Origin of the sequence: Pseudomonas sp. TWI628, assembly GCF_039673865.1 — a bacterium.
GTDB lineage: Bacteria > Pseudomonadota > Gammaproteobacteria > Pseudomonadales > Pseudomonadaceae > Aquipseudomonas.
In genome coordinates this window covers 37,134-61,350 of record NZ_JBDJMM010000033.1, presented here as the reverse complement: position 1 = coordinate 61,350, position 24,217 = coordinate 37,134, and the positions used below count along the sequence as shown (strand labels likewise).

Annotated in this window: 20 protein-coding genes and 2 pseudogenes; 8 read left to right on the top strand and 14 right to left on the bottom strand. The window is 64.0% G+C overall.

Translation table 11 applies throughout. From position 1 onward, the window contains the following. Positions 1-60: 60 nt before the first annotated feature. From ABE528_RS22890 to ptsP, 3 genes are read right to left on the bottom strand one after another with little or no spacing between them, the layout of a single operon-like run. Positions 61-1,791, bottom strand: a complete 1,731-nt coding sequence (locus tag ABE528_RS22890; protein WP_346654134.1) for a PTS fructose-like transporter subunit IIB — start codon at positions 1,789-1,791, stop codon at positions 61-63. Further along, positions 1,788-2,735, bottom strand: coding sequence for a 1-phosphofructokinase (gene pfkB, locus ABE528_RS22885; RefSeq protein ID WP_346654133.1), 948 nt, complete (start codon positions 2,733-2,735; stop codon positions 1,788-1,790). The genes ABE528_RS22890 and pfkB overlap by 4 nt, the downstream gene beginning before the upstream one ends. Continuing rightward, positions 2,735-5,587: a phosphoenolpyruvate--protein phosphotransferase gene (ptsP, locus tag ABE528_RS22880; protein ID WP_346654132.1), complete on the bottom strand. Its 2,853-nt coding sequence runs from the start codon at positions 5,585-5,587 to the stop codon at positions 2,735-2,737. Before ptsP ends, pfkB begins: the two co-directional genes overlap by 1 nt. A 297-nt stretch (positions 5,588-5,884) precedes the next feature. Here ptsP and cra point away from each other — a divergent pair, with 297 nt between their 5' ends. Together cra and ABE528_RS22870 are read left to right on the top strand one after the other, a co-directional pair. Further along, entirely contained in the window at positions 5,885-6,880 is a 996-nt protein-coding gene (gene cra / locus ABE528_RS22875; RefSeq protein WP_346654131.1) for a catabolite repressor/activator, read from the top strand. A gap of 2 nt (positions 6,881-6,882) precedes the next feature. Further along, entirely contained in the window at positions 6,883-7,659 is a 777-nt protein-coding gene (locus ABE528_RS22870) for a TatD family hydrolase (protein ID WP_346654130.1), read from the top strand. Between the two features lie 8 nt (positions 7,660-7,667). Here the strand turns inward: ABE528_RS22870 and ABE528_RS22865 are convergent, their stop codons facing one another. The 4 genes from ABE528_RS22865 to ABE528_RS22850 form a co-directional block, all read right to left on the bottom strand. Continuing rightward, complete coding sequence (locus ABE528_RS22865; protein ID WP_346654129.1) at positions 7,668-9,680, bottom strand: methyl-accepting chemotaxis protein; 2,013 nt, start codon at positions 9,678-9,680, stop codon at positions 7,668-7,670. Positions 9,681-9,792: 112 nt separating this feature from the next. Further along, positions 9,793-10,623, bottom strand: coding sequence for a regulatory signaling modulator protein AmpE (gene ampE / locus ABE528_RS22860; RefSeq protein ID WP_152956588.1), 831 nt, complete (start codon positions 10,621-10,623; stop codon positions 9,793-9,795). Next, on the bottom strand, positions 10,620-11,192 hold the full coding sequence (gene ampD / locus ABE528_RS22855; RefSeq protein WP_346654128.1) for a 1,6-anhydro-N-acetylmuramyl-L-alanine amidase AmpD: 573 nt from the start codon (positions 11,190-11,192) through the stop codon (positions 10,620-10,622). The genes ampE and ampD overlap by 4 nt, the downstream gene beginning before the upstream one ends. A gap of 89 nt (positions 11,193-11,281) precedes the next feature. Continuing rightward, positions 11,282-13,426 (bottom strand): DUF1631 domain-containing protein, encoded by a 2,145-nt coding sequence (locus tag ABE528_RS22850; protein WP_346654127.1) that lies wholly within the window; start codon positions 13,424-13,426, stop codon positions 11,282-11,284. A 244-nt stretch (positions 13,427-13,670) separates the two neighbouring features. On the opposite strand from ABE528_RS22850, the gene nadC reads away from it, so the two are divergent. Next, a complete protein-coding gene (gene nadC / locus ABE528_RS22845) occupies positions 13,671-14,519 on the top strand; it encodes a carboxylating nicotinate-nucleotide diphosphorylase (protein ID WP_152956585.1) in 849 nt (282 codons plus the stop codon). 55 nt (positions 14,520-14,574) lie between these two features. On the opposite strand, the gene trxB is transcribed toward nadC, so the two are convergent. Beyond that, positions 14,575-15,537, bottom strand: coding sequence for a thioredoxin-disulfide reductase (trxB, locus tag ABE528_RS22840; protein ID WP_016484911.1), 963 nt, complete (start codon positions 15,535-15,537; stop codon positions 14,575-14,577). A 311-nt stretch (positions 15,538-15,848) separates the two neighbouring features. Here trxB and cysZ point away from each other — a divergent pair, with 311 nt between their 5' ends. After that, on the top strand, positions 15,849-16,577 hold the full coding sequence (gene cysZ, locus ABE528_RS22835; RefSeq protein ID WP_152956584.1) for a sulfate transporter CysZ: 729 nt from the start codon (positions 15,849-15,851) through the stop codon (positions 16,575-16,577). 45 nt (positions 16,578-16,622) lie between these two features. On the opposite strand, the pseudogene ABE528_RS22830 reads toward cysZ, so the two are convergent. Both ABE528_RS22830 and ABE528_RS22825 read right to left on the bottom strand, forming a co-directional pair. Then, positions 16,623-17,240: pseudogene (locus tag ABE528_RS22830) on the bottom strand (GAD-like domain-containing protein). A 19-nt stretch (positions 17,241-17,259) separates the two neighbouring features. After that, positions 17,260-17,514, bottom strand: a pseudogene (locus tag ABE528_RS22825) (polymorphic toxin type 15 domain-containing protein); the annotation flags it as partial. A 276-nt stretch (positions 17,515-17,790) separates the two neighbouring features. Between ABE528_RS22825 and ABE528_RS22820 the strand changes: the two are divergent. Continuing rightward, complete coding sequence (locus ABE528_RS22820; RefSeq protein ID WP_346654126.1) at positions 17,791-18,294, top strand: hypothetical protein; 504 nt, start codon at positions 17,791-17,793, stop codon at positions 18,292-18,294. A gap of 126 nt (positions 18,295-18,420) precedes the next feature. Further along, on the top strand, positions 18,421-18,810 hold the full coding sequence (locus ABE528_RS22815) for a hypothetical protein (RefSeq protein WP_152956582.1): 390 nt from the start codon (positions 18,421-18,423) through the stop codon (positions 18,808-18,810). 59 nt (positions 18,811-18,869) lie between these two features. On the opposite strand, the gene ABE528_RS22810 is transcribed toward ABE528_RS22815, so the two are convergent. Continuing rightward, entirely contained in the window at positions 18,870-20,186 is a 1,317-nt protein-coding gene (locus ABE528_RS22810; protein WP_346654125.1) for a PAS domain-containing methyl-accepting chemotaxis protein, read from the bottom strand. A gap of 179 nt (positions 20,187-20,365) precedes the next feature. On the opposite strand from ABE528_RS22810, the gene ABE528_RS22805 reads away from it, so the two are divergent. Next, positions 20,366-21,580, top strand: a complete 1,215-nt coding sequence (locus tag ABE528_RS22805) for a glycosyltransferase family 1 protein (RefSeq protein WP_346654124.1) — start codon at positions 20,366-20,368, stop codon at positions 21,578-21,580. On the opposite strand, the gene ABE528_RS22800 is transcribed toward ABE528_RS22805, so the two are convergent. The 3 genes from ABE528_RS22800 to ABE528_RS22790 form a co-directional block, all read right to left on the bottom strand. Next, positions 21,549-22,652, bottom strand: coding sequence for an NADH:flavin oxidoreductase (locus ABE528_RS22800; protein WP_152956579.1), 1,104 nt, complete (start codon positions 22,650-22,652; stop codon positions 21,549-21,551). The genes ABE528_RS22805 and ABE528_RS22800 overlap by 32 nt on opposite strands. Positions 22,653-22,777: 125 nt before the next feature. Next, the gene (locus tag ABE528_RS22795; protein WP_152956578.1) at positions 22,778-23,260 is read right to left on the bottom strand and encodes a glutathione peroxidase; all 483 of its coding nucleotides are present in this window, start codon (positions 23,258-23,260) and stop codon (positions 22,778-22,780) included. Positions 23,261-23,406: 146 nt separating this feature from the next. Further along, positions 23,407-23,892, bottom strand: a complete 486-nt coding sequence (locus tag ABE528_RS22790) for a peptidylprolyl isomerase (RefSeq protein ID WP_054887500.1) — start codon at positions 23,890-23,892, stop codon at positions 23,407-23,409. On the opposite strand from ABE528_RS22790, the gene ABE528_RS22785 reads away from it, so the two are divergent. Next, on the top strand, positions 23,891-24,193 hold the full coding sequence (locus ABE528_RS22785; RefSeq protein ID WP_346654123.1) for a DUF3565 domain-containing protein: 303 nt from the start codon (positions 23,891-23,893) through the stop codon (positions 24,191-24,193). The two genes, ABE528_RS22790 and ABE528_RS22785, sit on opposite strands and share 2 nt — an antisense overlap. Positions 24,194-24,217 lie beyond the last annotated feature (24 nt).

Below are 24,217 nucleotides of genomic sequence, written 5' to 3'. Positions count from 1 at the left end.
CACAATACCCTGTGGGAGCGGCTTTAGCCGCGAAAGGGCCGGCACTGCCAACAGAAGGCTCTAGCCTTTCACCGGCGCCACAGCCAACTCCACCTGCTCGCTCTTCTTGATCACTGCATACACCACTGCAGTTACCAGGCTCCCCGCGACAATCGCCAGCAGATACAACAGCGCATGGTTGATCGCATTGGGGATCAGCAACACGAACAGCCCGCCATGCGGCGCCATCAGCTTGCAGCCGAAGTACATCGACAGCGCGCCGGTCAAGGCGCCACCGGCAATGCTCGCCGGGATCACCCGCAATGGGTCCTTGGCCGCGAACGGAATCGCCCCTTCAGAGATGAAGCACAGCCCCAGCGCCAACGCCGCCTTGCCCGCCTCGCGCTCGCTCTGGGCGAACTTGCGCCGGGCGAGGAAGGTGGCGATGCCCAGGCCGATCGGCGGCACCATGCCGGCGGCCATGGTCGCCGCCATCGGCGCATAGCTGGAAGACGCCAGCAGCCCCACCGAGAAGGCATAGGCGGCCTTGTTGATCGGCCCGCCGAGGTCCACACACATCATCCCGCCCAGCAGCAACCCGAGCAGGATGGCGTTGGTGGTGCCCATGCTGTCGAGGAAGAGCGTCAGCCCTTCGAGCATCGCCGCCACCGGCTGGCCGACCACGTAGATCATCACCAGGCCGGTGAACAGGCTAGCCAGCAGCGGGATGATCAGGATCGGCTTGAGCGCCTCCAGGCTGCTCGGCAAGCGTGCCCAGCGGGCAATGGCCTTGGCGCTGTAACCGGCGAGAAAGCCGGCGACGATGCCACCAATGAAGCCCGCGCCCAGGGTGCTGGCCAGCAGGCCGCCGATCATGCCCGGCGCCAGGCCCGGGCGGTCGGCGATGGACCAGGCGATGTAACCGGCAAGCAGCGGCACCATCAGCTTGAATGCCGCCTCGCCGCCGATCTGCATCAGCGCGGCCGGCAAGGTGCCCGGCTGCTTGTAGGCTTCGATGCCGAAGACGAACGACAGGGCGATCAGCAAGCCACCGGCCACCACCATCGGCAGCATGAACGAAACACCGGTCAGCAAGTGCTTGTAGACGCCGGCTTTCTCAGCTTTGGCCGGAACCGCCGACGCCGCGCCCGCGCTGCTCTCGACCTTGGCCTCGGCCAGGGCTTTTTCCAGGGTCGCACGCGCCTGCTTGAGGGCGATACCGGTGCCGCAACGGTAGATGCGCTTGCCGGCAAAGCGTGCCGTCGGCACCTCGATGTCAGCAGCCAGCAGCACCACATCGGCATCGGCGATGGCCTGGGCCGACAGCGGGTTGCGCGCACCGACCGAGCCCTGGGTCTCGACGGTGAGCTGGTAATCCAGCTGCTGCGCCGCCTGTTGCAAGGCTTCGGCAGCCATGAAGGTATGCGCCACGCCCGTCGGGCAGGCGGTCACCGCAACAATCCGTACAGCCGCTGACGGCGCCGCGCCAACCGGTTGGGCGGCCAGCACTTCGGCCTTGCCCGCCGCCTCGTCGAGGAAGCCCTCACGGTCGGCCAGGGCCTGCGCCGGGGTGCTCTGGTACAAGCGCTTGCCGGCGAAGCGCGCGAGGTTCACCGGGCCGGTGCTGACCACCAGCACCCAATCGGCCTCGGCGATCTGCGCAGGCGTCAGCTGGCGTTCGGGATGTTCGGCATCCTGCACTTCGACACTGGTGCTCCAGCCGCGGCGCTGGGCGGCAGCCGCCAGCAGGCGAGCACTGAGCACGCTGGACACCTGCCCATTGGGGCAGGCGGTGACTATGGCGATGTTCATCGGCAACCCTCTTGTTGTTCTGTCAGTTGCACGGCGGCTTCCAGGCGCACCAGCTGCTCGCGGTCGCAGATGCCGAAGCCGACCTGGGTCACGGCTTGCGCAGCGATGGCGGTGGCGCGGCGCAAGGTCTGCTGCGGGCTTTCCGCTGCCAACAGGCCATGTACCATGCCGGCGACCAGCGAATCACCCGCGCCCACGGTGCTGGCTACCCGCACCTGCGGTGGCCGCGCCTGCAGCGCCTGGCCAGCGGCGAACCAGCTGACCCCTTGCTCGCCCGCCGACACCACCACATGCTCGACACCGCTGGCCAGCAGTTGCTCGGCAGCGGCACGCTGCTCGGCGGTGCTTTGCACAGCCAGGCCCAGCACTTCGCCCAGCTCTTCGGTATTGGGTTTGACCAGCCAGGGGGCCGTCTGAAGGCCAGCGCGCAACGCGTCGCCGCTGCTGTCGAGGGCCACCTTGAGCCCTTGTGCCTGCAACTGTTCGAGCAGTTGGCGGAACCACTCGGGGCTGATGCCACGCGGCAGGCTGCCCGCGACCACCACCACGTCGTGCCCGGGCGCCACCTGCTGCAAGCGGCGCAGCAGCTCGGCGCGGCCAGCTTCGTCGACTTCCGGCCCCAGGCCGTTGATGTCGGTGACCCGGCCATCGGCCTCGACCAGCTTGAGGTTGCTGCGGGTTTCACCCGCCACCCGCACAAAGCAGTCGGCAAACCCGCGGCGGGCAATCAGTGCTTCGAACGGTTGCAGGTTGTCGCGGCCCAGAAAGCCCCCGACAGTGACGCTGTGGCCCAGGTCGGCCAGCACCTGGGCCACGTTCAGGCCTTTGCCCGCAGCGTGGCTTTGCTGCGCGTGGGCACGGTTGACGTGGCCTGGGCGCAAGGCGTCGAGGCTGACGGTGATGTCCAGCGCCGGGTTCAGGGTCAGGGTGAGAATCTTGGCCATCAGTAACGCTCCACCAGCGCGCGAACCGCCGCAGCGCTGTCCTGTTGCAAGGCCTCGCGCGCCAGGGCGCGGGCCGTTTGGTGATCAGCCTGGCGCACCAGGGCTTTGACTTCGGCAATGCTGCGGGCGGCCACACTCAGCTCATCCACATCCAGGCCCAGCAGCACGGCCACCGCCTGCGAGTCGGCGGCCAGCTCCCCGCACACGCCCACCCACTTGCCCTCGGCGTGGGCGGCGCGCACGGTCATGTCGATCAGGCTCAGCACCGCCGGGTGCAGGCCGTCGGCCTGGGCCGAAAGGCTGGGGTGGCCACGGTCGATGGCCAGGGTGTACTGGGTCAGGTCATTGGTACCGATACTGAAGAAGTCCACTTCACGGGCCAACTGCGGCGCCAGCAAGGCGGCGGATGGCACTTCGACCATGATCCCGACCTGCAGGTCGGCGACCGGGATTTCCAGGCGCAGGCGCTCGACCATGGCACGCGCTTCGCGCCATTCGTGAATTTGCCCGACCATGGGGAACATGATACGCAAAGGCCGCTGATCGGCGGCGCGCAGCAAGGCACGCAACTGGTCTTCCATGATCTGCGGACGTTGCAGTGTCAGGCGCACGCCGCGCACACCGAGGAACGGGTTTTCCTCGGCGTCGATCGGCCAGTACGGCAATGGCTTGTCGCCCCCCACATCAAGAGTGCGCACCACCAGCGGCCGGCCGCCGAGGCCGTCGAGCACACGGCGGTACTCCACTTCCTGGGTGGCCACGTCGGGTGCCTGCGAGTGGGCCATGAAGATCAGCTCGGTGCGCAGCAGGCCAACGCCTTCGGCGCCCTGCTCCACCACCTTGTCGATGCCGCTGCTCTCGCCGATGTTGGCGCACACTTCGATGGCATGGCCATCGCGGGTCACCGCCGGCTCATGGCGCTTGGCCCAGGCGGCTTGCAAGCGTTGTTCGCGCTGGTCGCGCTCGGCCAGGGCGCGTTGCAGCTCGTCGGCGGGCGGTGCGATGCTGACCACACCGCGCTGGCCGTCGAGCAACAGCGGTGTGCCGGAATCAAGCAGCAGGATCGCCGGGCCCGCACCGACTACCGCCGGGATACCCAGGGCGCGGGCGACGATCGCGCTGTGCGCGGTGGCCCCCCCATAAGCCGTGACGATGCCGGCTACGCGGGCCGGGTCCAGGCGGGCGACATCGGAAGGGCCAACCTCGCCCATGACCAGCACATAGGGTTGCTCAGGCTCGGCCTGGGCCTGTACGCCGCACAACTGGGCCAGCACCCGGCGGCCAATGTCGCGCAGGTCGGCAGCGCGCTCGGCCAACAGGGCATCGTGCAGGGCTTCCTGCTGGCGAGCTGCGGCTTCGATCACTGCCATCCAGGCCGCCGCCGCACTTTCGCCTTGGGCCAGGCGGGTGTCGACCTCATCGCTCAGGGCCGGGTCAGCGAGCATTTCCTGGTGGGTGACGAAAATCTCGCCGATCGACTTGTCGCTGCGCTGCACCAGCGCCTGCAATTCGCCGTTCACGGCAGCCAGCGCGTCGCGCAGCTTCAAACGCTCCTGGGCGGGCGACTCGCCGCGCAGTGGGTAGTCGATGTCGCGCTCGACGCAGACATGCGCCGGCCCGCTGGCAATACCGGGGGATGCACTGACGCCCTGGATGCGGCTGCCCGCAGCAGGCGCCTGAAGTGTTGCAGCGGCGTTGGCAACGCATGTTGTGGGGGGTTGCACCAGCGGCTCGACTTCCTCGCCCAGGCCTTGCGCGATGGCTGCCAGCAGCACGGGCAAGGCATCGCCGGCAATCGACGGTTCGGCGCTCAGCTCAAGTTCCTGGCCACGGCGGGCGCCCAGGCTGAGCAGCTTGCTCAGGCTCTTGATCGACACCGCCGGCTGCGCGCTGTCGAGCACACGCACACGGATTTCGCCCTCGAAGCCCTTGGCCAGTTGCGCCAGGACCTTCGCCGGGCGGGCGTGCAGCCCATGCGCGTTGGCCAGCACGATCCGCGCACAGGGCCAGTCAGCCGGTGCCTCACCGCCCAGCACCTCGAGTACCGCGCGGCTGCTGGTGGCCTGGTAGAGCGTTTGCCCACGGCCTTCGATCAGCACCTCGCACAGGCGTTCGAGCAGGGCCTGGTGGGCCGCGCCAAGGCTAGCCAGGCAGAACAGGCCATTGAGCGGCTGGTCGCGATAACGCAGGGGCTGCTGCGGGGTAATGAAGGCAAGGCCCGGTTGGCGCACCTGACGCTCGCTGTGCAGCCACCACAGGCCCTCGCCCAGTGGCAAGGGGTCGGCCTGTTGCAGGACCGCAGCGAAGCCGCTGTCGACACAACCGGCGCGCTGCAACAGACGCGCACCCCGCCAGGCCAGCTCGTCGAAATCTTCAGCCACCAGGTTCAGGCCGACCAGCTGCGCGTCCAGCGCCAGTTCCTGCGGCGCACCTTGCAGCAACTTGAGCAACGCCTCGGCAGAGCTGGCCCGGCGCAATGCCTCGGCCAGGTCGGTTTCGCCGAGGGCGCGGGTCAGCAGCTGGAGCAGGCGCAGGTGTTCATCGGAACGGGCGGCGATACCGATGGCCAGGTAGACGATCTGGCCATCACCCCAGTCCACGCCTTCGGGGAACTGCAGCAGGCGCACGCCCGTGGCGAACACCAGCTCGCGGGTCTGCGGGGTGCCATGTGGGATGGCGATGCCCTGGCCAAGAAACGTCGAGCCTTGCGCTTCGCGCGCCATCAGGCCGTCGAGATAACCGTCGGCAACCAGGCCGTCGGTAACCAGCTGATCCGCCAGCAGGCGCAACGCCCCGGCCTTGTCGGCGGCCGTCTGGCCCATGGCTATCTGCTCTTTGGCGAGCTCGAGCATGACCTTCTCCTTTTGCAGCCCCGGCTTGGTTTTGATGCCGGGTACTGAGGTATTGTTGTGATATTCACAGAATCAGCCAGTTCGACAGCCTTGCACGGCCGGCAGTCGAGGCAGAAAAATTAATGGCTGAAACGTTTAATCTGACCAAGTGGCCACGTTACTCGATAATCTTCCGAGGCAAAAGCCCCATCCTGTCGGACAATTGCGACAATGGTCGCCTGCGCGTGGCGGCCAACCCGGGTCAAACTACCCGGTCCTGGTTCCGTAGCCAGTCCCGGTAATAACAAGGAAAATTCGGTGAAACTCAGCGATATCGCCCGTCTGGCCGGTGTGTCAGTGACCACTGCCAGTTATGTCATCAATGGCAAGGCCGAACAGCAGCGCATCAGCAACAGCACTGTCGAGCGGGTGCGCGCGGTGGTCGAAGCCCATGGCTTCACCCCCAACCCGCAAGCAGCCGGCCTGCGCAGCCGGCACACCCGTACCTTGGGCTTCATTCTCCCGGATCTGGAGAACCCCAGCTATGCCCGCATCGCCAAGCAGCTGGAGCAAGGCGCCCGCGCCCGTGGCTACCAGTTGCTGATTGCCAGCAGCGACGACCAGCCCGACAGTGAGCGCCAGTTGCAACAGCTGTTCCGTGCCCGCCGTTGCGATGCCCTGTTCGTCGCCAGCTGCCTGCCGCCGGAGGACGACAGCTACCGTGAGCTGCAGGACAAAGGCCTGCCGGTGATCGCCATCGACCGGCGCCTGGACCCGGCACACTTCTGTTCGGTGATCAGCGACGACCGCGACGCCAGCCGCCAGCTGGCCGAGAGCCTGCTGGCCACCGCGCCGAAAAGCATCGCACTGATCGGTGCCCGCCCGGAGCTGTCGGTCAGCCAGGCCCGCGCCGGTGGTTTCGACGAAGCCATGCAAGGTTTTGCCGGTGTGGTGCGCCGCTACCAGGGCGAGGGCTTCAGCCGTGAATGCGGGCAACGCCTGATGCAGCAGCTGATCGACGAACAAGGCGGCCTGCCGGATGCCCTGGTGACCACCTCCTACGTGCTGCTGCAAGGGGTGTTCGATACCTTGCAGGCGCGCCCGGCCGATTCGCGCCAGCTGCACCTAGGTACCTTCGGTGACAACCAGCTGCTCGATTTCCTGCCACTGCCGGTCAACGCCATGGCCCAGCAGCACGGCCTGATCGCTGCCACTGCGCTGGAACTGGCCCTGGCCGCCATCGAAGAAAAGCGCTACGAGCCCGGTGTGCACGCCATTGGCCGGACCTTCAAGCAACGCATCAGCGCGGCCTGAGCATGCGCCTGATCGACACCCATACCCACCTGGACTTCCCCGACTTCGACGCCGACCGCTCGCGCCTGCTGGCCAACGCGGCGGCCCGCGGGGTGGAGCGCATGGTGGTGCTGGGGGTGTACCAGGCGAATTTCCAGCGGGTGTGGGACCTGGCCTGCGCCGAAGGCAGCGTGCATGCGGCGCTGGGGCTGCACCCGGTCTACCTGGAGCAGCACCAGCCGGAGCACCTGACGCAATTGCGCGAATGGCTTGAGCGCCTGCAGGGCGACCCTCGGCTGTGCGCGGTTGGCGAATTCGGCCTGGACTACTACCTCGAAGCGCTGGACAAGGCACGCCAACAGGCGCTGTTTGAAGCCCAGCTGCAGATGGCCTGCGACTTCGCGCTGCCTGCCCTGTTGCATGTGCGCCGCAGCCACGCCCAGGTGATTGCCACGCTCAAGCGCTACAAGCCGGCGCGGGCGGGGGTGATCCATGCCTTTGCCGGCAGTTACGAAGAGGCGCGCGAGTACATCAAGCTGGGCTTCCGGCTCGGCCTGGGCGGTGCAGCGACCTGGCCACAGGCGTTGCGCCTGCGCAAGACCGTGGCGCGCCTGCCGCTTGAAAGCATCGTGCTGGAGACCGATTCGCCAGACATGGCTCCGGCGATGTTCGCCGGCGAGCGCAACAGCCCGGAGCACCTGCCGGAGATTGCCCAAGCGCTGGCCGAACTGATGGGCATCGAGGCTGAGGTACTGGCTGAGGCCAGCAGCCGCAATGCCTGTGAGCTTTTTGGCTGGTAGTACCGGCCTTAGACCCTGAACGCCCCGATCAGTCGCTTCAACTCCACCACCTGCATCGACAACGCCCGGCTGGCATCCTCGGTCTGGCGAGCGCCTTGGGTGGTATCCTGCGCCGCCCGGTTGATCGCGACGATGTTGCGGTCGATGTCATGGGCCACTGCCGTCTGCTGCTCCACCGCCGCGGCAATCTGCTGGTTCTGCTCGACGATGCCCCCCACCGCCCCGAGGATATTGCCCAGCGCCTGCTGCACCTGGCGCGCTTCATCGACAGTGCCCGCTGCCATCTGATGGCTGCTGCCCATCGCCCGCACCGCCTGCTCCACGCCGTCGCGCAGGCGCTGGATCATCTGCGCAATCTGTGCGGTGGAATCCTGGGTACGCCGGGCCAGGGTACGCACTTCATCGGCCACCACGGCAAACCCTCGTCCCTGCTCACCGGCCCGCGCCGCTTCAATGGCCGCATTCAACGCCAGTAGATTGGTCTGCTCGGCAATGCTGCGAATCACCTCCAGCACCTGGCCGATGGCCTGGCTGTCATCGGCCAGCCGGTTGATCGCCAGTACGGTCTGGTCGATTTCCTCGGCGAGGCGACCGATGCTGTGTTGCTGGCTGGCCACCAGGGTACGGCCGTTGGCGCTTTCCAGGTTGACCTGCTGCGCGCCGTTGGCCGCCAGTGCGGCACTGCGCGCCACCTCTTGCGCGGTGGCGCTCATCTGGTTCATCGCCGTGGCCACCTGTTCGATCTGTTCACGCTGGCCACTGACCGCCTGATTGCTCCGCGCCGACACCGCCAGCACCTGCCCGGCCTGCTCTTCGACGGTTACCACAGTGTGCCCGACCTGGTCGATCAGGCTGCGAATACGCCGTACGGTTTCGCTGAAGCCCTGGCCCAGTTCCCCCAGTTCATCACGGCTATGCGCCTGGAAGCTGACCGTCATGTCACCGGCGGCCACTTTGGCCATGGCACCGCCCAGCCGGCGCAAGGTTGACCGGGTCGAGACATAGAAGCCGCCGTACAGGTAGAGGATCAGCACGAAGACACTGGCCAGCAGCGTGCCCAGGGCGAGCATGCGCAGGCGCTGCTCGGCCAGGCGCTCCTGCAACTGCCCCTGCAGGTGCGCAAGCACGGCGTCGTTGAAGCGATAGGTCTGCGCCATCAGGTCGCTGACCTGCTGATAGAACGCCGGCCAAGGGGCATCGAGCGTTTCGGCAACCACCACCTGCTCCTCGAACAACGACGCGGCCTGCCTGAGCGTCGCCTGGCTGGTCGCTGCCGCGCCCGTGAGGCTGGCCTTGGCAGCCCGGTCCGTGGCCAGGGCATCGTCCAACCGCAGGGCATAATCAGCACCCAGGCGATCGAGGCGTTGCAGCAGGTCTTCGAAACGGGCACTGCCCGAGGAGTCGATGAACCCTCGCCCCAGGGCCACGGCGCCCATGGCCCGGCCCTCACCCAGGGCCTGGGTAACCTGCGCCGTGGCAACCCCTAGCAGTTCGCTCAACTGCCGCACCGAAGCCTGGCTGTCCTGGCTCAGGCCGGACTGGCTGACCACCTGCTTGCCCAGTATCTGGGCCTGGGCCAGCAGCTTGTCGAACAATGCGGCCTTGTTCTGCAACGACGATTCCGCGCGGGCACTGGCAAATGCGCTGGCCAGTTCCTCAAGTCTGCCTTGGGGGACTGCTTCATCCCCTTGCAGCGTGCGCAACTGCGCCTGGACCTTGTCCTGCAACGCAGCGATACGCGCCTCCACGTCCCCGGCCTGGCCCGACTGGCCGAGCACGGCATTGATCTGCAACAGGTTGCCAAGCGCCTCAAGATCGGCGCGCAAGACCAGGCTGTCCGCCAGCGGAGCAATGCCCTGCAACTCGGCGCGGGTGGCATGGAACTGCTGATAGGCATCGCGCACCAGATAAAAGCTGGTGGCCAGCATGGGCAGGAAGAACAGGACGCTGATGAGGCTGAACTTCTGACCGAAGCTCAGCCGATTCATCAATGCGATGGCCGGGTAGAGCAGACGCTTCACGGGCACCTCCATGGATTCTTGTTGTTCTGCAGAGATAGCACTAGGCCACTTGTATAACGCAGATCGAATCGGAGGTTTGTAACTTAAGGTTAACCGCTGCCCGCCAAGCTACTCACACCAGGACTGTCCACAGGGCGAACCCTGCATACCACAACACCGCACAGCGCAGCAGCAGCTCCCACAGGCTGTCCAGCCGCCCGAGCCCGCGTTGTGGGTCTTCTTCTTCGGGAATGTCATCGGCAATGCGCCCGACCCTGGCCACCAGGTGCCCGGCGCTGATGTGCCAGTTGAGCAGCTCGTGCAGCATCACCCGCATCACCGCAACGAAATTGCCGACCAGCGCGAAGCTCAGGGCGAGCATGCGCACCGGCAGCCAGTCCATGATATGCCGCAGCTGTTCGGCACGGGCCTTGAGCGCAGGCTGGCGGCTATGCTCGCCCGTCAGCGCCAGCAGGCGGTAGGCCAGCGCCGCGCCTGGGCCAAGCAGGAAGTACCAGAAGATCACCGCGAAGAAGCTCTGGTAGGCTTGCCACAACAAGTAACCCTGCACACGTACCAGCAGGCTGTGTGGCTCGTCGGCCGCCAGGCCCAGGTCGCGTTCGGCCACATGCAGCGCGGCCTGGTCGTCACCGCGCCGCCAGGCATCGCGAAATGGCCCGAGGGAACCCTTGGCATCGCCGCGCCCCAAGCTGTAGATCAACACCAGCAAGTGCACCGGCAAGGCCAGCAAACCGTAGGCCACCGGGTCCAGCACGTGCAGCAACAGCACCAGTACCGCCACCGGTGCCAGCACCAGGATCGCCAGCGTCCACCAGGGGTGCACTTTACCGCTGCGTTCCAGGCGCACCAGCTCGCCCAGGAAGAAACCGTCCCGTTGTACCTGATGGCGCAGCGCAGAAAACTTCTCTACCCACAGCGCCAGTAACAGCACCAGAAAACTCATGCGTTGTCCTCGTTGTCCTGCACCGCCTTGCGGTAACGCGCCCAGTCGAACGCCGGGCCGGGGTCGGTCTTGCGCACCGGGGCAATGTCGCTGTGGCCCTGGATGCGCTCAAGGTCGATCAGCGGCCAGGCGGCCTGGATCTGCCGGGTCAGTTGCTTCAGCACGGCGTACTGGGCATCGGTATAGGGCAGATCGTCGGTACCTTCCAGTTCGATGCCGATGGAAAAGTCGTTGCAGCCTTCACGCCCGTCGAAACTCGACACGCCGGCATGCCAGGCACGGTCGAGCAGCGACACGAACTGGGTCACCGCACCGTCACGCTCGACGAACAGGTGCGCCGAGACAGTCAGGTGGCTGATGCTGGCAAAGTAAGGGTGTTCGTTCGGGTCCAGGCGGTTCTGGAAGAACTGCTGCACCTTGCCGCTGCCGAAGCAGGCCGGCGGCAGGCTGATGTTGTGGATCACCAGCAGGGAAATCGCTTCACCCTGCGGGCGGGCGTTGAAGTTCGGCGAAGGGCAGTGGGTGATTCCGTTTCCGTGGAACCAGCCAGTGGCACGGTCCAATTGCATGGGGCAGATCCTGAAAAGCACCGGTACAGAGCTGCAGTATGCCCTGCGCGCGGGCCGCAGTGCATGTGAATGATTGTAATGCCGGTGGCTCAACGCACCTGTTGCTGGCGCAGGCCTTCAAGCACGGTTTCCAGTGCCCGCTCGAACAGCAGGCCATCATCCAGCAACCGCGCCTCGCCTCGGCGCAGGGCCTGCGCCAGGCCGACCGTGTTCCATTCGCGCACCTTCATCCCGGTGCGGTTGGCGAACACCAGCCGGTCGCTGCTGTCGATACGCGCCACCAGCTTGCAGCGCAGTGGCTCGTCGTCATCGAGCATTTCCACCCAGCTACCGATCCGCAGGCGCTGCACCAGGCGCAGCTCTGCCGCTTGCTCATCGAGTTGAAGCAGCGGTACGCAGGCGGACTCGTCGGCAATGGCCAGCACGATATCGTCGGCCACCAGCACTTCAGCCAATTCACCGCTGCCAGCTGGCTGTTCGGCCCCCGCACACGCGCGCAAGTGCAGCTGCTCCAGCTGCTGGAAGAACTCGCGGGTGGCCGCCGAGTCCAGCGCCACGCTGGCCAGGCCCTCACGCAGGGCCTTGAGCAAGCCTGGCACCTGTTGCAGCAACACCTGCGGTTGTTGATGCGGGGCAATGCTGGAGAGCAAGGCATCCATGGTCGCCAGTGCCTGCTGCCAGGCTGGGGATGCCTCGCCCTGCTTGAGCCAGGCCATCAGCAGCACCTGGCTCCAGGCCTGCACGAGCAAGTGCACCACCGCCTGCGGCAAGGTGCGCCCACGTAGACGCTGATTGAGCGCCTGCTGCACCTGTTGCCGGGCCTGCAGCGCACGGGCGCGCCCTTCTTCGGCATCACGCGTGCGCTGCTCCAGCAGCTCGTTGCGCCGGCGCTCGTCCAGGCTGAAGGCGAGAAAATCCTCCAGCAGCTCGGCGAACAGCGTGGTGTCTTCGGTGAAATCATTGAGCAGGCGCTGGACGATGCGCTCCACGCGCAGGTGCAGGCTGTCGCGCAGGCCTTCGCTGCCGGTTTCCCAGCCGATCGCGGCAGCGGCGATCTCGTTGAGCAGGCGCCGGGCCGGGTGGCTGGCACGGCTGAACAGGCTTTTGTCCAGCAGCGCCACCTTGAGCAGCGGAATGTGCAGGCGAACGATCAGTGCGCGCAGGCTCAGCGGCAGGTTGTCGTCGGCGGCGATGCAGGCGAACAGCAGGCCGACCAGGTTGATCATGTCCTCATCGGCGCAGGCGATGCGCCGGCGCGTTCCACTGCGCACGCTGACCCGCAGCAGCAGCTGTTCAAGCTGCTGGTCCAGGTCGAAGTCATCATCGTCGATCGTGGCCGGCACGTAGTGCTGCAGGTGCGAAAGCAGGCGCAGCAGGTCGGCAGTGCTGATCGGCTGGGCGGCGGCAGCGGCATGCAGGCGCGGTGCGACACGGCCCCTGCATGGCGCCAGCAGGCCTTCCAGCGAGCGCATGAAGGCATGCCCGGCACTGCCTGGGCCCATGGCATCGGACTCGAGGTTGGCCGACACGCGTCGCGCACTCAGGCGGCGGTCCTCGGCACGCCGCCGCGGCGCCGGTTGAAGTTCGGGCAGCACCCCCGCAGCGGCCAGCAACTGGTTGGCATCGACATACAGCACGTCGATGTCACGCAGCACATAGCGCTCGAACAGTTTCAGCAGGATCAGCTTGACCCGCAGGCCAACGCCTAGGTTGCGCCCGGCATCGAGGAAGTAACCACACAGCGCAGCCGGCCCGAACGGGTTCTGCTGTTCGTCGAAGCTGCGCGCGAGCAGGCATTGCAAGCGCAGGCCCAATTGCTCAAGGGCGACGCCATCGCGCGACAGCACCCGGGCGACCATGCCGTCGACGGCGGCGGTACGCTCCATTTGCCCTTTGTTCTTCGCCCCCATCTGGCCCAGCGGGTCGAACTGGCCGATGCGGGCGAAGGTGTCGTAGAAGATGTCGAGAAAGCCGCGCTCGATGTGCTTGCGCTTCAGGCGCAGGTCGCGCATGGCTTCGAAGTACAGGTTCTGATCGAAGCGGTCAGCCGCCCGGTCGGCCATTTCGAACAGCGTATCGTCGGCATTGTCGAACAGCGCCTGCAGGCCCTGACGCAATTGCAGGGCGGCCTTGTCACGGACCTGCAGGAGCAACACCGGAAGGCAAGGCAAAGGCGTACGTGCGCCCCGATCGATGGCGGCCGCCAAGGGCACCACCTTGCCTTCTTTATGCATCCCGGACTCCTTGCTGGGTGACGTATTCGATACGGCGAGTAATCGTCAAAGCTATGACGCCAAATGTTGGGCGCCATTATCGGTAAAAATGCCGACAGCTGCCAGCACTCTTCACTGGCTGACGAGTGACCGTGCTTTCAGGCAAAAGCTCATCCGGCCTGACCAAAGGTCGCCTGCAAGGCCGCTGTACACGGCGCCGCCCCCCTGCCCTATAATCGCCGGCATCTAGCTTGTGGAGCCGACCATGCCGAACCTACGCCTTGCCGACCTGACCGCCGAGATCGAAGCCAATGTGCGCCGCGCACTGCTGGAGGACATCGGCAGTGGCGACATCACCGCGCAGTTGATCCCGGCCGAGCGCCTGGCCAAGGCCACCATCATCACCCGCGAAGACTGCGTGATCGCCGGCACTGCCTGGGTCGATGCCGTGTTCCGTCAGCTCGACCCGCGCGTGGCCGTGCACTGGCAGGTGGCCGATGGCGAGCGCGCCACCGCCAATCAGCCGCTGTTCCACCTCGAAGGCCCGGCGCGTTCGCTGCTCAGCGGTGAGCGCAGCGCACTGAACTTCCTGCAGATGCTGTCGGGTGTGGCCACCCGTGCGCGGTTCCTCGCCGACTTGGTCGAAGGCACCCAGGTGCAGCTGCTCGACACCCGCAAAACCCTGCCGGGGCTGCGCCTGGCGCAGAAATACGCAGTCACCTGCGGCGGTTGCCACAACCACCGCATCGGCCTGTATGACGCCTTCCTGATCAAGGAAAACCACATTGCCGCCAGCGGTGGCGTGGCCGAAGCCGTGGCGGCGGCGCACCGCATCGCCCCCGGCAAGCCGGTGGAAATCGAAGTGGAAAGCCTGGATGAACTGCGCCAGGCGCTGAATGCTGGCGCGGACATCATCATGCTCGACGAACTGACCCTGGATGAGATGCGCGAAGCAGTGCGTATCACTGCGGGCAAGGCCAAGCTGGAAGCCAGTGGCGGGGTCAACGAAACCACCCTGCGAGTGATTGCCGAGACAGGCGTCGACTACATCTCGATTGGCGCCATGACCAAGGATGTGAAAGCGGTGGACCTGTCGATGCGACTTAGCCTGTGAGCGAATCGCAGGCATGAAAAAACCGGCCAAGTGGCCGGTTTTTTTATTGCCTGAATCAGAACGAGGCGTTGGCCAGGCCGTCCAGGTAACGCTCGACGTCCAATGCCGCCATGCAGCCGGCGCCAGCCGAGGTGATGGCCTGACGGTAAACGTGGTCAGCCACGTCGCCCGCCGCGAACACACCTTCAACGTTGGTGGCGGTGGCGTTGCCTTCACGGCCGCCATTGACCACCAGGTAGCCGTCCTTGAGGGTCAGCTGGCCTTCGAACAACGAGGTGTTCGGGGTGTGGCCGATGGCGATGAACACGCCGTCGACCTTGATTTCGTCGCTGCTGCCATCGTTGTTCTTCAGGCGCGCACCGGTCACGCCCATGTTGTCACCCAGCACTTCGTCCAGGGTGGCATTGAGCTTGAGCTCGATCTTGCCTTCGGCAACTCGGGCATTGAGCTTGTCGACCAGGATCTTCTCGGCGCGGAAGGTTTCGCGGCGGTGCACCAGGGTTACCTTGCTGGCGATGTTGGCCAGGTACAGCGCTTCTTCCACGGCAGTGTTGCCACCGCCGACCACGGCGACCGGCTTGTTGCGGTAGAAGAAACCGTCGCAGGTAGCGCAGGCCGAAACGCCCTTGCCCATGAACGCTTCTTCCGACGGCAGGCCCAGGTAACGGGCGCTGGCGCCAGTGGCGATGATCAGCGCGTCGCAGGTGTACTTGCCGCTGTCACCCTGCAGGGTGAACGGCTTGTTGGCCAGGTCGACGGCATTGATGTGGTCGAAGACGATCTCGGTCTCGAAACGCTCGGCGTGTTCCTGCATGCGCTGCATCAGGGCCGGGCCGGTCAGGCCGTGGGGGTCGCCCGGCCAGTTGTCGACTTCGGTGGTGGTGGTCAGCTGGCCACCCGCCTGCATGCCGGTGATCAGCAGTGGCTTGAGGTTGGCGCGGGCGGCGTAGACCGCCGCGCTGTAACCGGCAGGGCCGGAACCGAGGATGATGACGCGCGAATGACGTACTTCAGACATGTCGAACTCCTGTCGAGCGGGCCGCAGGGGCCGCCAGCTGGAAATTAAAAAGGACCCACGCAGCACTTGGGGAAGGCTACAACGCGCAGGCCCAGAAAGCGGAAAGTTGAACGCACTGTAGCGAGGTGGCAGAGATTAAGGAAATATCCTTCGACAATCCACCTCATAGGCATCCTCTATCTGCGAATTTCACTTGGGCAAACGGCCCTGGCACATTTGTTACAGCCGGTTTCTTCATGTGTGCCTGCCTTTCGTCGGCGCGGCAAACTCGGTAAGGTCAGCGCGTTTTCCCTTCTCTGCGGAGTGTCCCGATGCAAGCCCCTGTCCTCTCCGGCCCCCAGTACCTGCGCGAAGGCCTGAAACTGGTGCTGAGCCCCAACCTGCGGATGTTCGTGCTGCTGCCGCTGGCGATCAACCTGCTGCTGTTCGGCGGCCTGATCTACTTCGCCGGCCACGAGTTCAGCCTGTGGCTCGACGCGCTGATGCCGACCCTGCCCAGCTGGCTGAGCTTCCTTTCCTACATTCTTTGGCCACTGTTCGTCGCCTTGCTGGTGCTGATGGTGTTCTTCACCTTCACCCTGGTGGCCAACGTCATCGCCGCGCCGTTCAACGGCTTTCTCGCGGAAAAGGTCGAGGTGGTGGTGCGTGGCCAGGACCCGTTCCCGGCGTTCAGCTGGGGCGAGCTGGTGGCCATGGTGCCGCGCACCTTCGGCCGCGAAATGCGCAAGCTTGGCTACTTCCTGCCACGGGCCATCGGTCTGTTCATCCTGTCGCTGATCCCGGTGGTCAACGTGATCGCCGCGCCGCTGTGGCTGATCTTCGGGGTGTGGATGATGGCCATCCAGTACATCGACTACCCGGCGGACAACAACAAGATGAGCTGGCAGGACATGCTCGCCTGGCTGCGCCAGAAGCGCTGGCAGTCGCTGGGATTTGGCGGGATTACCTACCTGGCGCTGATGGTGCCGCTGGTGAACGTGTTGATGATGCCGGCGGCGGTGGCCGGGGCAACGCTGTTTTGGGTGCGGGAGCGAAATTGAATTGGGCGAGGGGCTGCTGAGCAGCCCCTTTCGCAGCGTGATCTATCAAAAATCCGAGAAGCTGTAGGGTTTGAGAGGCGACAACTGAGAGAGCAGTATCAAATGCTCCACTGCGCTTACCTTTTGTAGATTCTCAAGTTTGCTTAACCCGCCAAACGCTAGCGCCGGAACAAACCCGTACATCTCATCACACCCAAGCACACCTAAATTTTTCTTTGCAGGCTCAAAAAAGTCCCCAAAATCATTAGACTCCCGCTCCATCAAAAGAAAGAAACCCTGCACTTCCCCATCCGTATTATCTGCATCAAACTCATGAACCGTACCGCAATAACTCGACGTAAACGCCGCGATATTTAATGAGAACCCGGAATTCTCACCATACAGATAGAGGTCACCAAAAGCGTCCCGAGCAATGATGTGATATCTATCCCGCCCTTCTAGCGGTGTGCCTTCTATGAATGAAGCGGCTACGGCCTCGTAGTCTTGAGGATTGAATGCCCAAAATATCCCATCACCATATCCGCACCAACCGTGCTCGGCCCAATACTCCAACAGTTTCTTTGGCAACTTACCTCTTTAGCGCTCGATACTAGAGAGGGGTACCTCCTGCCTGAACATGGGCTCGCCCATTTCCTCTAAGAAAAGTGAGTAAATTTCGTCCATTGTCGCGCTCCTTTGCTTGTCAGCACTTATGCAATCTAACATTCAAAAAACCTGAGGCGCCACCTTCTTTGGATTGCTTTTCGACAGATTGTATTAGCTCCCCCACCCTACTTCTCCACTGGGGACCTATAGTGGAGTTTACTTGTCTATCTCCGAAGTCAGAAATGACATCCCTGCCGCCGGCGATTAAATCTGGATTGTGCAGCGCAGCAAGAGAAGACATCGTTTCCTTTGCCTGCTTCGCTGAGAGTTTTTTTGCTTCAACTGGGCTCATCGGTGATGCGTGTCTCGATATCGCGCCAGGTGGGCACGATGTGCCAGAGCAGCATGAGGCGTCTCCCTGCCAGTTTTGTGTAGGGGAAATCACATCATGGAGTGGGCGTGGGACGTTCCTGAGACGATTGTAGGAAAAGTCTAATTCGCAGTTACAGCATTTGTGAGCAAGACCCTGTAAGCAGACAGGGGGTAGATAGTTAGAGCAAACGGGTTATCAATCCATCGTTCAATCATCCCCGCCACCTGCTGGCGCTCATTTCAAGAGGACAACCAGATGATTGACGATGAAAAGTTCGAGGAAATACTGCCGGGCGAGACTGCCGGTGAGGGCGAACCTGTAGAAACTGAGGTTAACGACCCAGAAACAGCTCCCGAGCCGGAAACTGAAGAGCCCGAAGTTCCGGTAGGCCCGATTGATCCACAGGGCCCGCTGGCGCGTCTTTTTCAAGAAGGCAAGGGAGGGCGCGATCTCAATGACGAAGAGTTCGCGGCTTTTGAACAGGTAAAGATACAAGTTCACACTACCTTCATTACCGCCCTGGCAGAACATGGCCTTGGAGACTATCAAAACATGTTCTGTTACGTCTATGACGCGAATGGTGACAAATCATCGCTCAGGACCTACCTGATCTGGGCCCTGATAGCGGGAAAACTGGAGAAGTCGGATATCGACAGGTATGAGTTCGACGGAACCCTCTTCACTGACGATGAAAGTAATCTCTGGGCTGCCGTGGAAGAAACCTTCCAGCGCATGATGAAAATGGACCCCATCGTCTGAAACCACAGCTTGCCCTGGCAGGCCTGCTCGCTAATTCAATCGATACATGCAGCTTGCGCAGGGCCTGCTCAGTTACCCATACACTTATGGCCGCAGCTTCGTGGCCTTTATCAGCGGAGATCGAAGATGGAATTCACAGACATCAAATCGAAAGATTTCATTGAACTGGCAGGCATCCCCAAGCATCTTCACAGCACGACCATCGCCGAGCAACGGGTAAAGTGGCGGCTACGCGAGGCCCTGGAAGCCATCGACATCCATGAGCAGATCGAGCGGTTGCATTACACAACCTGGAACGCGGACAACGGAACGGTCAACTACAGCCAACCCCTGGTCGAGTTGCTGGTCGATGCGGTACTGCACAGTGAGGCGCCCACCATCGGACCGGCCGGAGGCATCTTCAGTGCTCGTGGTGTGAACGGTGAAGAACATCATGTCGCGGTAGACCTGGCGGCGGTTCACGAAGCCGCCTCAATCGTCTATCGGCACATCAAGGAAACCGAACAGGCCGATTGACCAACCACGGCGGAAAGGTCCGGCCTGCGCCCCTTTCCGCCACGCCTGTCAGGTTGCCGTCAGTGGCTCAACTGGCTGGAAAACTGCCCCACTGCATCCACCACCTTCTTCGCCCCTTCCTGAATCTCGACGATCACCCCACCGGTATCCGCCGCCAGCGCCAGCCCCTGTTCGGCCTGGCGCTTGCTGGTGTCGATGATATCCACAGCCGCCTGGGCCAACTGTTCGTTCTGCTGCACCACCTTGGCAATCTCCTCGGTCGCGCTGCTGGTACGCGAGGCCAACTGCCGCACTTCGTCGGCGACCACGGCAAAACCACGGCCCTGCTCGCCGGCACGGGCGGCTTCGATGGCGGCGTTGAGCGCCAGCAGGTTGGTCTGCCCGGCAATGTCGCTGATGGTCTTGATGATTGCGCCAATCACCTTGGACTGCTTGTCCAAAGCCTGGATGCCCTCGGCAGCATCCTGCATGGAGCCTTCCAGCCCACGCATCACATCCACGGTCTGGGTCACCACGTCGGTGGCTTTGCGGGCGCTGCTGTCGGTCTCCAGGGAAGTGTTGTAGGCAATGTCGGCAGCCTGCGCCACCGCCAACTCCTGATTGACCTGGTCGGTGATCACGGTGGCGAACTTGACCACCTTGTAGAGCACGTCATGGGCATCGAAGATCGGGTTGTAGGAAGCCTCCAGCCAGATCGTGCGCCCATGGGCGTCGACCCGCTTGAAACGGTCGGCGACGTACTCGCCACGGCGCAGGTTGTCCCAAAATGCCTGGTAGCCTGCCGAGTTGGCCTCCTCCGGCACGCAGAACATGCGGTGATGTTTGCCACGCACCTGCTCCAGGCTGTAGCCCACCGTCTGCAGGAAGCGGTCGTTGGCGGTCAATACTTCGCCGTCGAGGTTGAACTCGATCACGGCGGTAGAGCGCATCAGCGCCTTGATCAGGCTTTCGTGTTCACGCGAGGCTTCGATGGTGCGGGTCAGGTCGCTGGAATGCATGGAGAAATGCCTGATCCGCCCGTCAACAGTCTTCACCGGCTGCAGGATAGAACGCAGCCAGGCTTCCTCGCCGTTGCCGCGCAGCAGGCGGAACGCGCCGTTGAGGTGCTCGCCACGGGTGATGGCGTTTTTCATGCGCTGGTAGAAGTCGAGCTTCTTCACATGCGCTGGCACGATGTCTTCGATGTTGCGGCCAATCAATTGCTCGGCACGGTAGAGCATCTCGCTCTCGAAGTTGCCGTTGACCTGCTCGATGCACCCCTGGGGGTCGAGCTGCAACACCAGCATCTCGCTGTCGAGGCTGCTCTTGACCTGCTCGACGGCCATCAGTTCTTCGCGCAGTTGCTGGATTTCTTTCTTGAGCTTGCTGTTGAACATCACCGCACTCCCGGAGCGCATCAAACCTATTCGGATGCATCTTCATCGGCTGCGCCACGTACTGCTTGAGCACCCTGCAAAGAAATATTCACACAGGAGAAACTGCCGGGAATCGGGCGTCACCTGCACGTCACAAGGCTGTCATGTGAGCGCAACGCAGCAGGTGGACACTTTTTGTCATGAATACACCTGCCCTACGCATTTGCCTTGTCAGCGAAACCTTCCCACCCGAAATAAACGGTGTGGCCAATACCCTTGGCCGCCTCAGCGAAGGTTTGCGACAGCGTGGCCACCAGGTGGAAATCGTTCGTCCACGGCAAGCTAACGAGGCACCGGCGGAGGACGACCAGGGATTGCTGCTCTGCCGTGGCTGGGCACTGCCCGGCTACCCCGGCCTGCAGTGGGGCGAGGTGTCGATGCACAAGCTGTTGCGCCGCTGGCGCCGGCAGCGCCCGGACGTGCTGTATATTGCTACCGAAGGGCCGTTAGGCCTCAGTGCCCTGCGCGCCGCGCGGCGCCTGGGGGTTGCTGTGGTCAGCGGCTTTCACACCAATTTCCCCCAGTACTCCGGGCAATACGGCCTCGGCCTGCTGGCGCGCCTGCTCACCCACTACCTGCGCTGGTTCCATCGGCGCACCGCCGCCACCCTGGTACCCAGTGTCAGCCAGCGTCTGGAGCTGGAACGCCGCGGGTTCGAGCGCCTGGCCTTGATGGCCCGAGGCGTTGATGCCGGCCTGTTCAACCCAGCCCGGCGCAGCCAGTCGTTACGTGAAAGCTGGGGGCTCGGCACAGACGACATCGGCGTGCTGCACGTCGGGCGCCTGGCCGCTGAAAAGAACCTGACGCTGTTGCAGCCCTGCCTGCAAGCTTTGCAGAGCGCTTATCCACAGCGGCGCCTGCGCCTGGTGGTGGTGGGCGATGGCCCGCAGCGGGGCGCCCTTCAGCAGCAGATGCCGGATGCGGTGTTCTGCGGCGCCCAACGCGGCGAAGCATTGGCCGAACACTACGCCAGCGGCGACCTGTTCCTGTTCCCGAGCCTGACCGAAACCTTCGGCAACGTGGTGCTCGAAGCCATGGCCTCGGGGCTGGCAGTGGTCGCCTACGACGAAGCCGCCGCCGCCCAGCACATCCGCCATGGCCACAGCGGTGCGCTGGCCATGCCCGGCGACCCGTGCGCATTCATCGATGCCGCCTGCTGGCTGCTGGAAGAAAGCGAAACCCTGCGCCGGGTCCGCCTGAACGCCCGCCAGCACGCCAGCCGCCAAGGCTGGCCGGCGATCGTCGAGCAGTTCGAATCGCACCTGTTCAACGCCTGCCACACGGCACCTGCCGGCAGCCAACCGGCAGGCTCGGCGCTGGCGATCAAGCCAGGGTCGTCAACGCCTCGCGGCTGAACGGCAGCACATCCGCTTCACGCCCTTCACGCACCTTCTGCGCCCATTCGGCATCCACCAGCAGTGCACGGCCAACCGCCACCAGGTCGAACTCTTCGTCGCCCAGACGGCGCAGCAAGCCTTCCAGGCTGGCCGGCTTGGCCACCTTGTCGGTGGCGACCATGAACTGCAGGAACTCGCCATCGAGCCCCACGCTGCCGACGGTAATGGTCGGTTTGCCGGTGAGCGTGCGGGTCCAGCCGGCCAGGTTCAGCTCGGAACCTTCGAACTCTGGCTCCCAGAAGCGCCGGGTCGAACAGTGGAAAATATCCACACCTGCCGCCGACAGCGGTTCGAGGAATGCCGCCAGCGCTTCCGGCGTTTGCACCAGGCGTGCGCTGTAGTCCTGCTGTTTCCACTGCGAGAAACGGAAGATGATCGGGAAGTCCGGCCCCACGGCAGCGCGCACGGCCTGGATCAGCTCGATGGCGAAGCGCGAACGGCCGGCCAGGTCACCGCCATATTCGTCGCTGCGACGGTTGCTGGCATCCCAGAAGAACTGGTCGATCAGGTAGCCGTGGGCGCCATGGATCTCTACGCCGTCCATGCCGATGGCCTTGGCGTCGCGGGCCGCCTGGGCGAAGGCAGCGATCACGTCGCGGATATCGTCTTGGGTCATGCCATGCACCAGCACCTGGCCGTCCTTGACCTTCTCGCTCGGCCCGTACCCCGGCACGCTGGCGTCCGGTTCGGTACCCAGCCGGCGCACCGTGCCCACATGCCACAGCTGCGGCACGATACGGCCACCTTCGGCATGCACCGCATCGACCACCTGCTTCCAACCGGCCAAGGCATCTTCACCATGGAAGCGCGGCACATTGGGGTAACCGTTGGCGGCCTTGTGCCCGACCGTGGTGCCCTCGGTGATGATCAGCCCCACGCCCGCTGCGGCACGCCGGCGGTAGTACTCGACCACGCCCGCGTGCGGCACGCCACCGGGGCAGAAGGTACGGGTCATGGGCGCCATGACGACGCGGGTCGGCAGCTCGAGCGCGCCGAGGGTGAAGGGTTGGAACAGGGGGTTGCTGGACATGGGGCGCTTCCGTCTGAGGGAGGAAATGCGCCTGAGGTTAGAGGGGGCGGAAGACTGGGCCCAGCATTATTGATCCTGGTGATTCTGGCCTATCGCTGGGGGTGCTTCGCACCCCCTACAGAAGCTCAATTCAGGGCTTTTTCAATGGCCTGCACCACCGTTGGATCATCCGGTGCGGTACGCGGGGCAAAACGCGCCAGCACCCGGCCATCCTTGCCCACCAGAAACTTCTCGAAGTTCCAGCTGATGTCACCCGGGAACTCGGCGCCCTCGCCCGCCAGCAGGCGATACAGCGAGTGACGCTGCGGCCCGTTGACCTCGAGCTTGGCACCCAGCGGGAAGCTCACGCCGTAATTCAGGCTGCAGAACTCCTGGATTTCCTTTTCACTGCCCGGCTCCTGGCCGGCAAACTGGTTGCAGGGCAGGCCCAGCACATTGAAACCCTTGCCCTTGAACTGCTGCTGGAGTTTTTCCAGCGAAGCGTATTGCGGCGTCAGGCCACACTTGGAGGCGACATTGACCACCAGCACCACCTGGCCCTTGAACGGAGCCAGGGGCAGGTCCTCGCCGTTCAGCGCCTTCAACGTCAGGTCGTGAAATGCACTCATGATGAATCCCCTCTCAGGTTCCCGGTTGCCGCTGGGGGCGAATTGCGCCCACTAAAAAGGCGCTCTTCCAAGCCGCGCACCTCCCGCTGGGGAGGCATGCCGGCTTGTCCGAGCGCCTGGCGACTTTCTGAGCTTAGCGCAGAAAATCAGTGGTGATGGCCACCTTCACCGTGGATGTGACGGTGAGCGATTTCTTCTTCGCTGGCGTCACGCACGTCAACAACCTTGACCTTGAAGTTCAGGCGCTGGCCAGCCAGTGGGTGGTTGCCGTCGACAGTGATGTCGTCGCCGTCGATGTCGCGGATGGTGACGATCTGCATCTGGCCGTCCGGCGCCGAAGCGTGGAACTGCATGCCGACTTCCAGTTGGTCGACGCCTTCGAACAGGCTGCGGTTCAGGGTGCTGACCAGCTCGGCCAGGTATTCGCCGTAGGCGTCTTCCGGCTCGATGGCAACGTCCAGCTCGTCACCGGCTTGCTTGCCTTCCAGGGCCTTTTCCAGGCCTGGGATGATGTTGGCGGCACCGTGCAGGTAAACCAGCGGCGCACCACCGGCGGAGCTGTCGATGGTCTCCCCGGCGTCGTTGGTCAGGGTATAGTCGATGGAGACAGCCTTGTTGGCGGCGATCAGCATGGGGCAAGACCTTTTGCAAAAGTATGTAGAGCGGACAAGTGTAACCAAGGCATCGCCCGATTGCGACCGCAGCGCAGACGAGGGGCGACCCATCAGTCGGATCATCGGCTTCCACCAGGACGAAGAAGGCCACTGGGTGGTCGAACTGTCCTGCGGCCATACCCAGCACCTGCGCCATCAGCCACCGTGGCAGGCCCGCCCGTGGGTGCTCGACGCCGCACTGCGCGCCGAGCGCATCGGCCAGCCATTCGCTTGCGGCTGGTGCGCACAAGTGGCCGATAGCGCTACCCTTGGCCGTTGATTCCTTGCACCGCTTATTTCGAGA

Coding starts and splice junctions, on each gene's coding strand:
- ampD (WP_346654128.1), bottom strand. CDS start 11,192: ATGCAATTGGACCGTGCCACTGGCTGGTTCCACGGAAACGGAATCACC.
- ABE528_RS22800 (WP_152956579.1), bottom strand. CDS start 22,652: ATGTCCAGCAACCCCCTGTTCCAACCCTTCACCCTCGGCGCGCTCGAG.
- nadC (WP_152956585.1), top strand. CDS start 13,671: ATGCCGAACCTACGCCTTGCCGACCTGACCGCCGAGATCGAAGCCAAT.
- ABE528_RS22790 (WP_054887500.1), bottom strand. CDS start 23,892: ATGCTGATCGCCGCCAACAAGGCTGTCTCCATCGACTATACCCTGACC.
- pfkB (WP_346654133.1), bottom strand. CDS start 2,735: ATGGCCAAGATTCTCACCCTGACCCTGAACCCGGCGCTGGACATCACC.
- ABE528_RS22810 (WP_346654125.1), bottom strand. CDS start 20,186: ATGTTCAACAGCAAGCTCAAGAAAGAAATCCAGCAACTGCGCGAAGAA.
- ABE528_RS22890 (WP_346654134.1), bottom strand. CDS start 1,791: ATGAACATCGCCATAGTCACCGCCTGCCCCAATGGGCAGGTGTCCAGC.
- ptsP (WP_346654132.1), bottom strand. CDS start 5,587: ATGCTCGAGCTCGCCAAAGAGCAGATAGCCATGGGCCAGACGGCCGCC.
- ABE528_RS22795 (WP_152956578.1), bottom strand. CDS start 23,260: ATGAGTGCATTTCACGACCTGACGTTGAAGGCGCTGAACGGCGAGGAC.
- ABE528_RS22815 (WP_152956582.1), top strand. CDS start 18,421: ATGGAATTCACAGACATCAAATCGAAAGATTTCATTGAACTGGCAGGC.
- ABE528_RS22785 (WP_346654123.1), top strand. CDS start 23,891: ATGGGGCAAGACCTTTTGCAAAAGTATGTAGAGCGGACAAGTGTAACC.
- ampE (WP_152956588.1), bottom strand. CDS start 10,623: ATGAGTTTTCTGGTGCTGTTACTGGCGCTGTGGGTAGAGAAGTTTTCT.
- trxB (WP_016484911.1), bottom strand. CDS start 15,537: ATGTCTGAAGTACGTCATTCGCGCGTCATCATCCTCGGTTCCGGCCCT.
- ABE528_RS22850 (WP_346654127.1), bottom strand. CDS start 13,426: ATGCATAAAGAAGGCAAGGTGGTGCCCTTGGCGGCCGCCATCGATCGG.
- ABE528_RS22870 (WP_346654130.1), top strand. CDS start 6,883: ATGCGCCTGATCGACACCCATACCCACCTGGACTTCCCCGACTTCGAC.
- ABE528_RS22805 (WP_346654124.1), top strand. CDS start 20,366: ATGAATACACCTGCCCTACGCATTTGCCTTGTCAGCGAAACCTTCCCA.
- cysZ (WP_152956584.1), top strand. CDS start 15,849: ATGCAAGCCCCTGTCCTCTCCGGCCCCCAGTACCTGCGCGAAGGCCTG.
- ABE528_RS22820 (WP_346654126.1), top strand. CDS start 17,791: ATGATTGACGATGAAAAGTTCGAGGAAATACTGCCGGGCGAGACTGCC.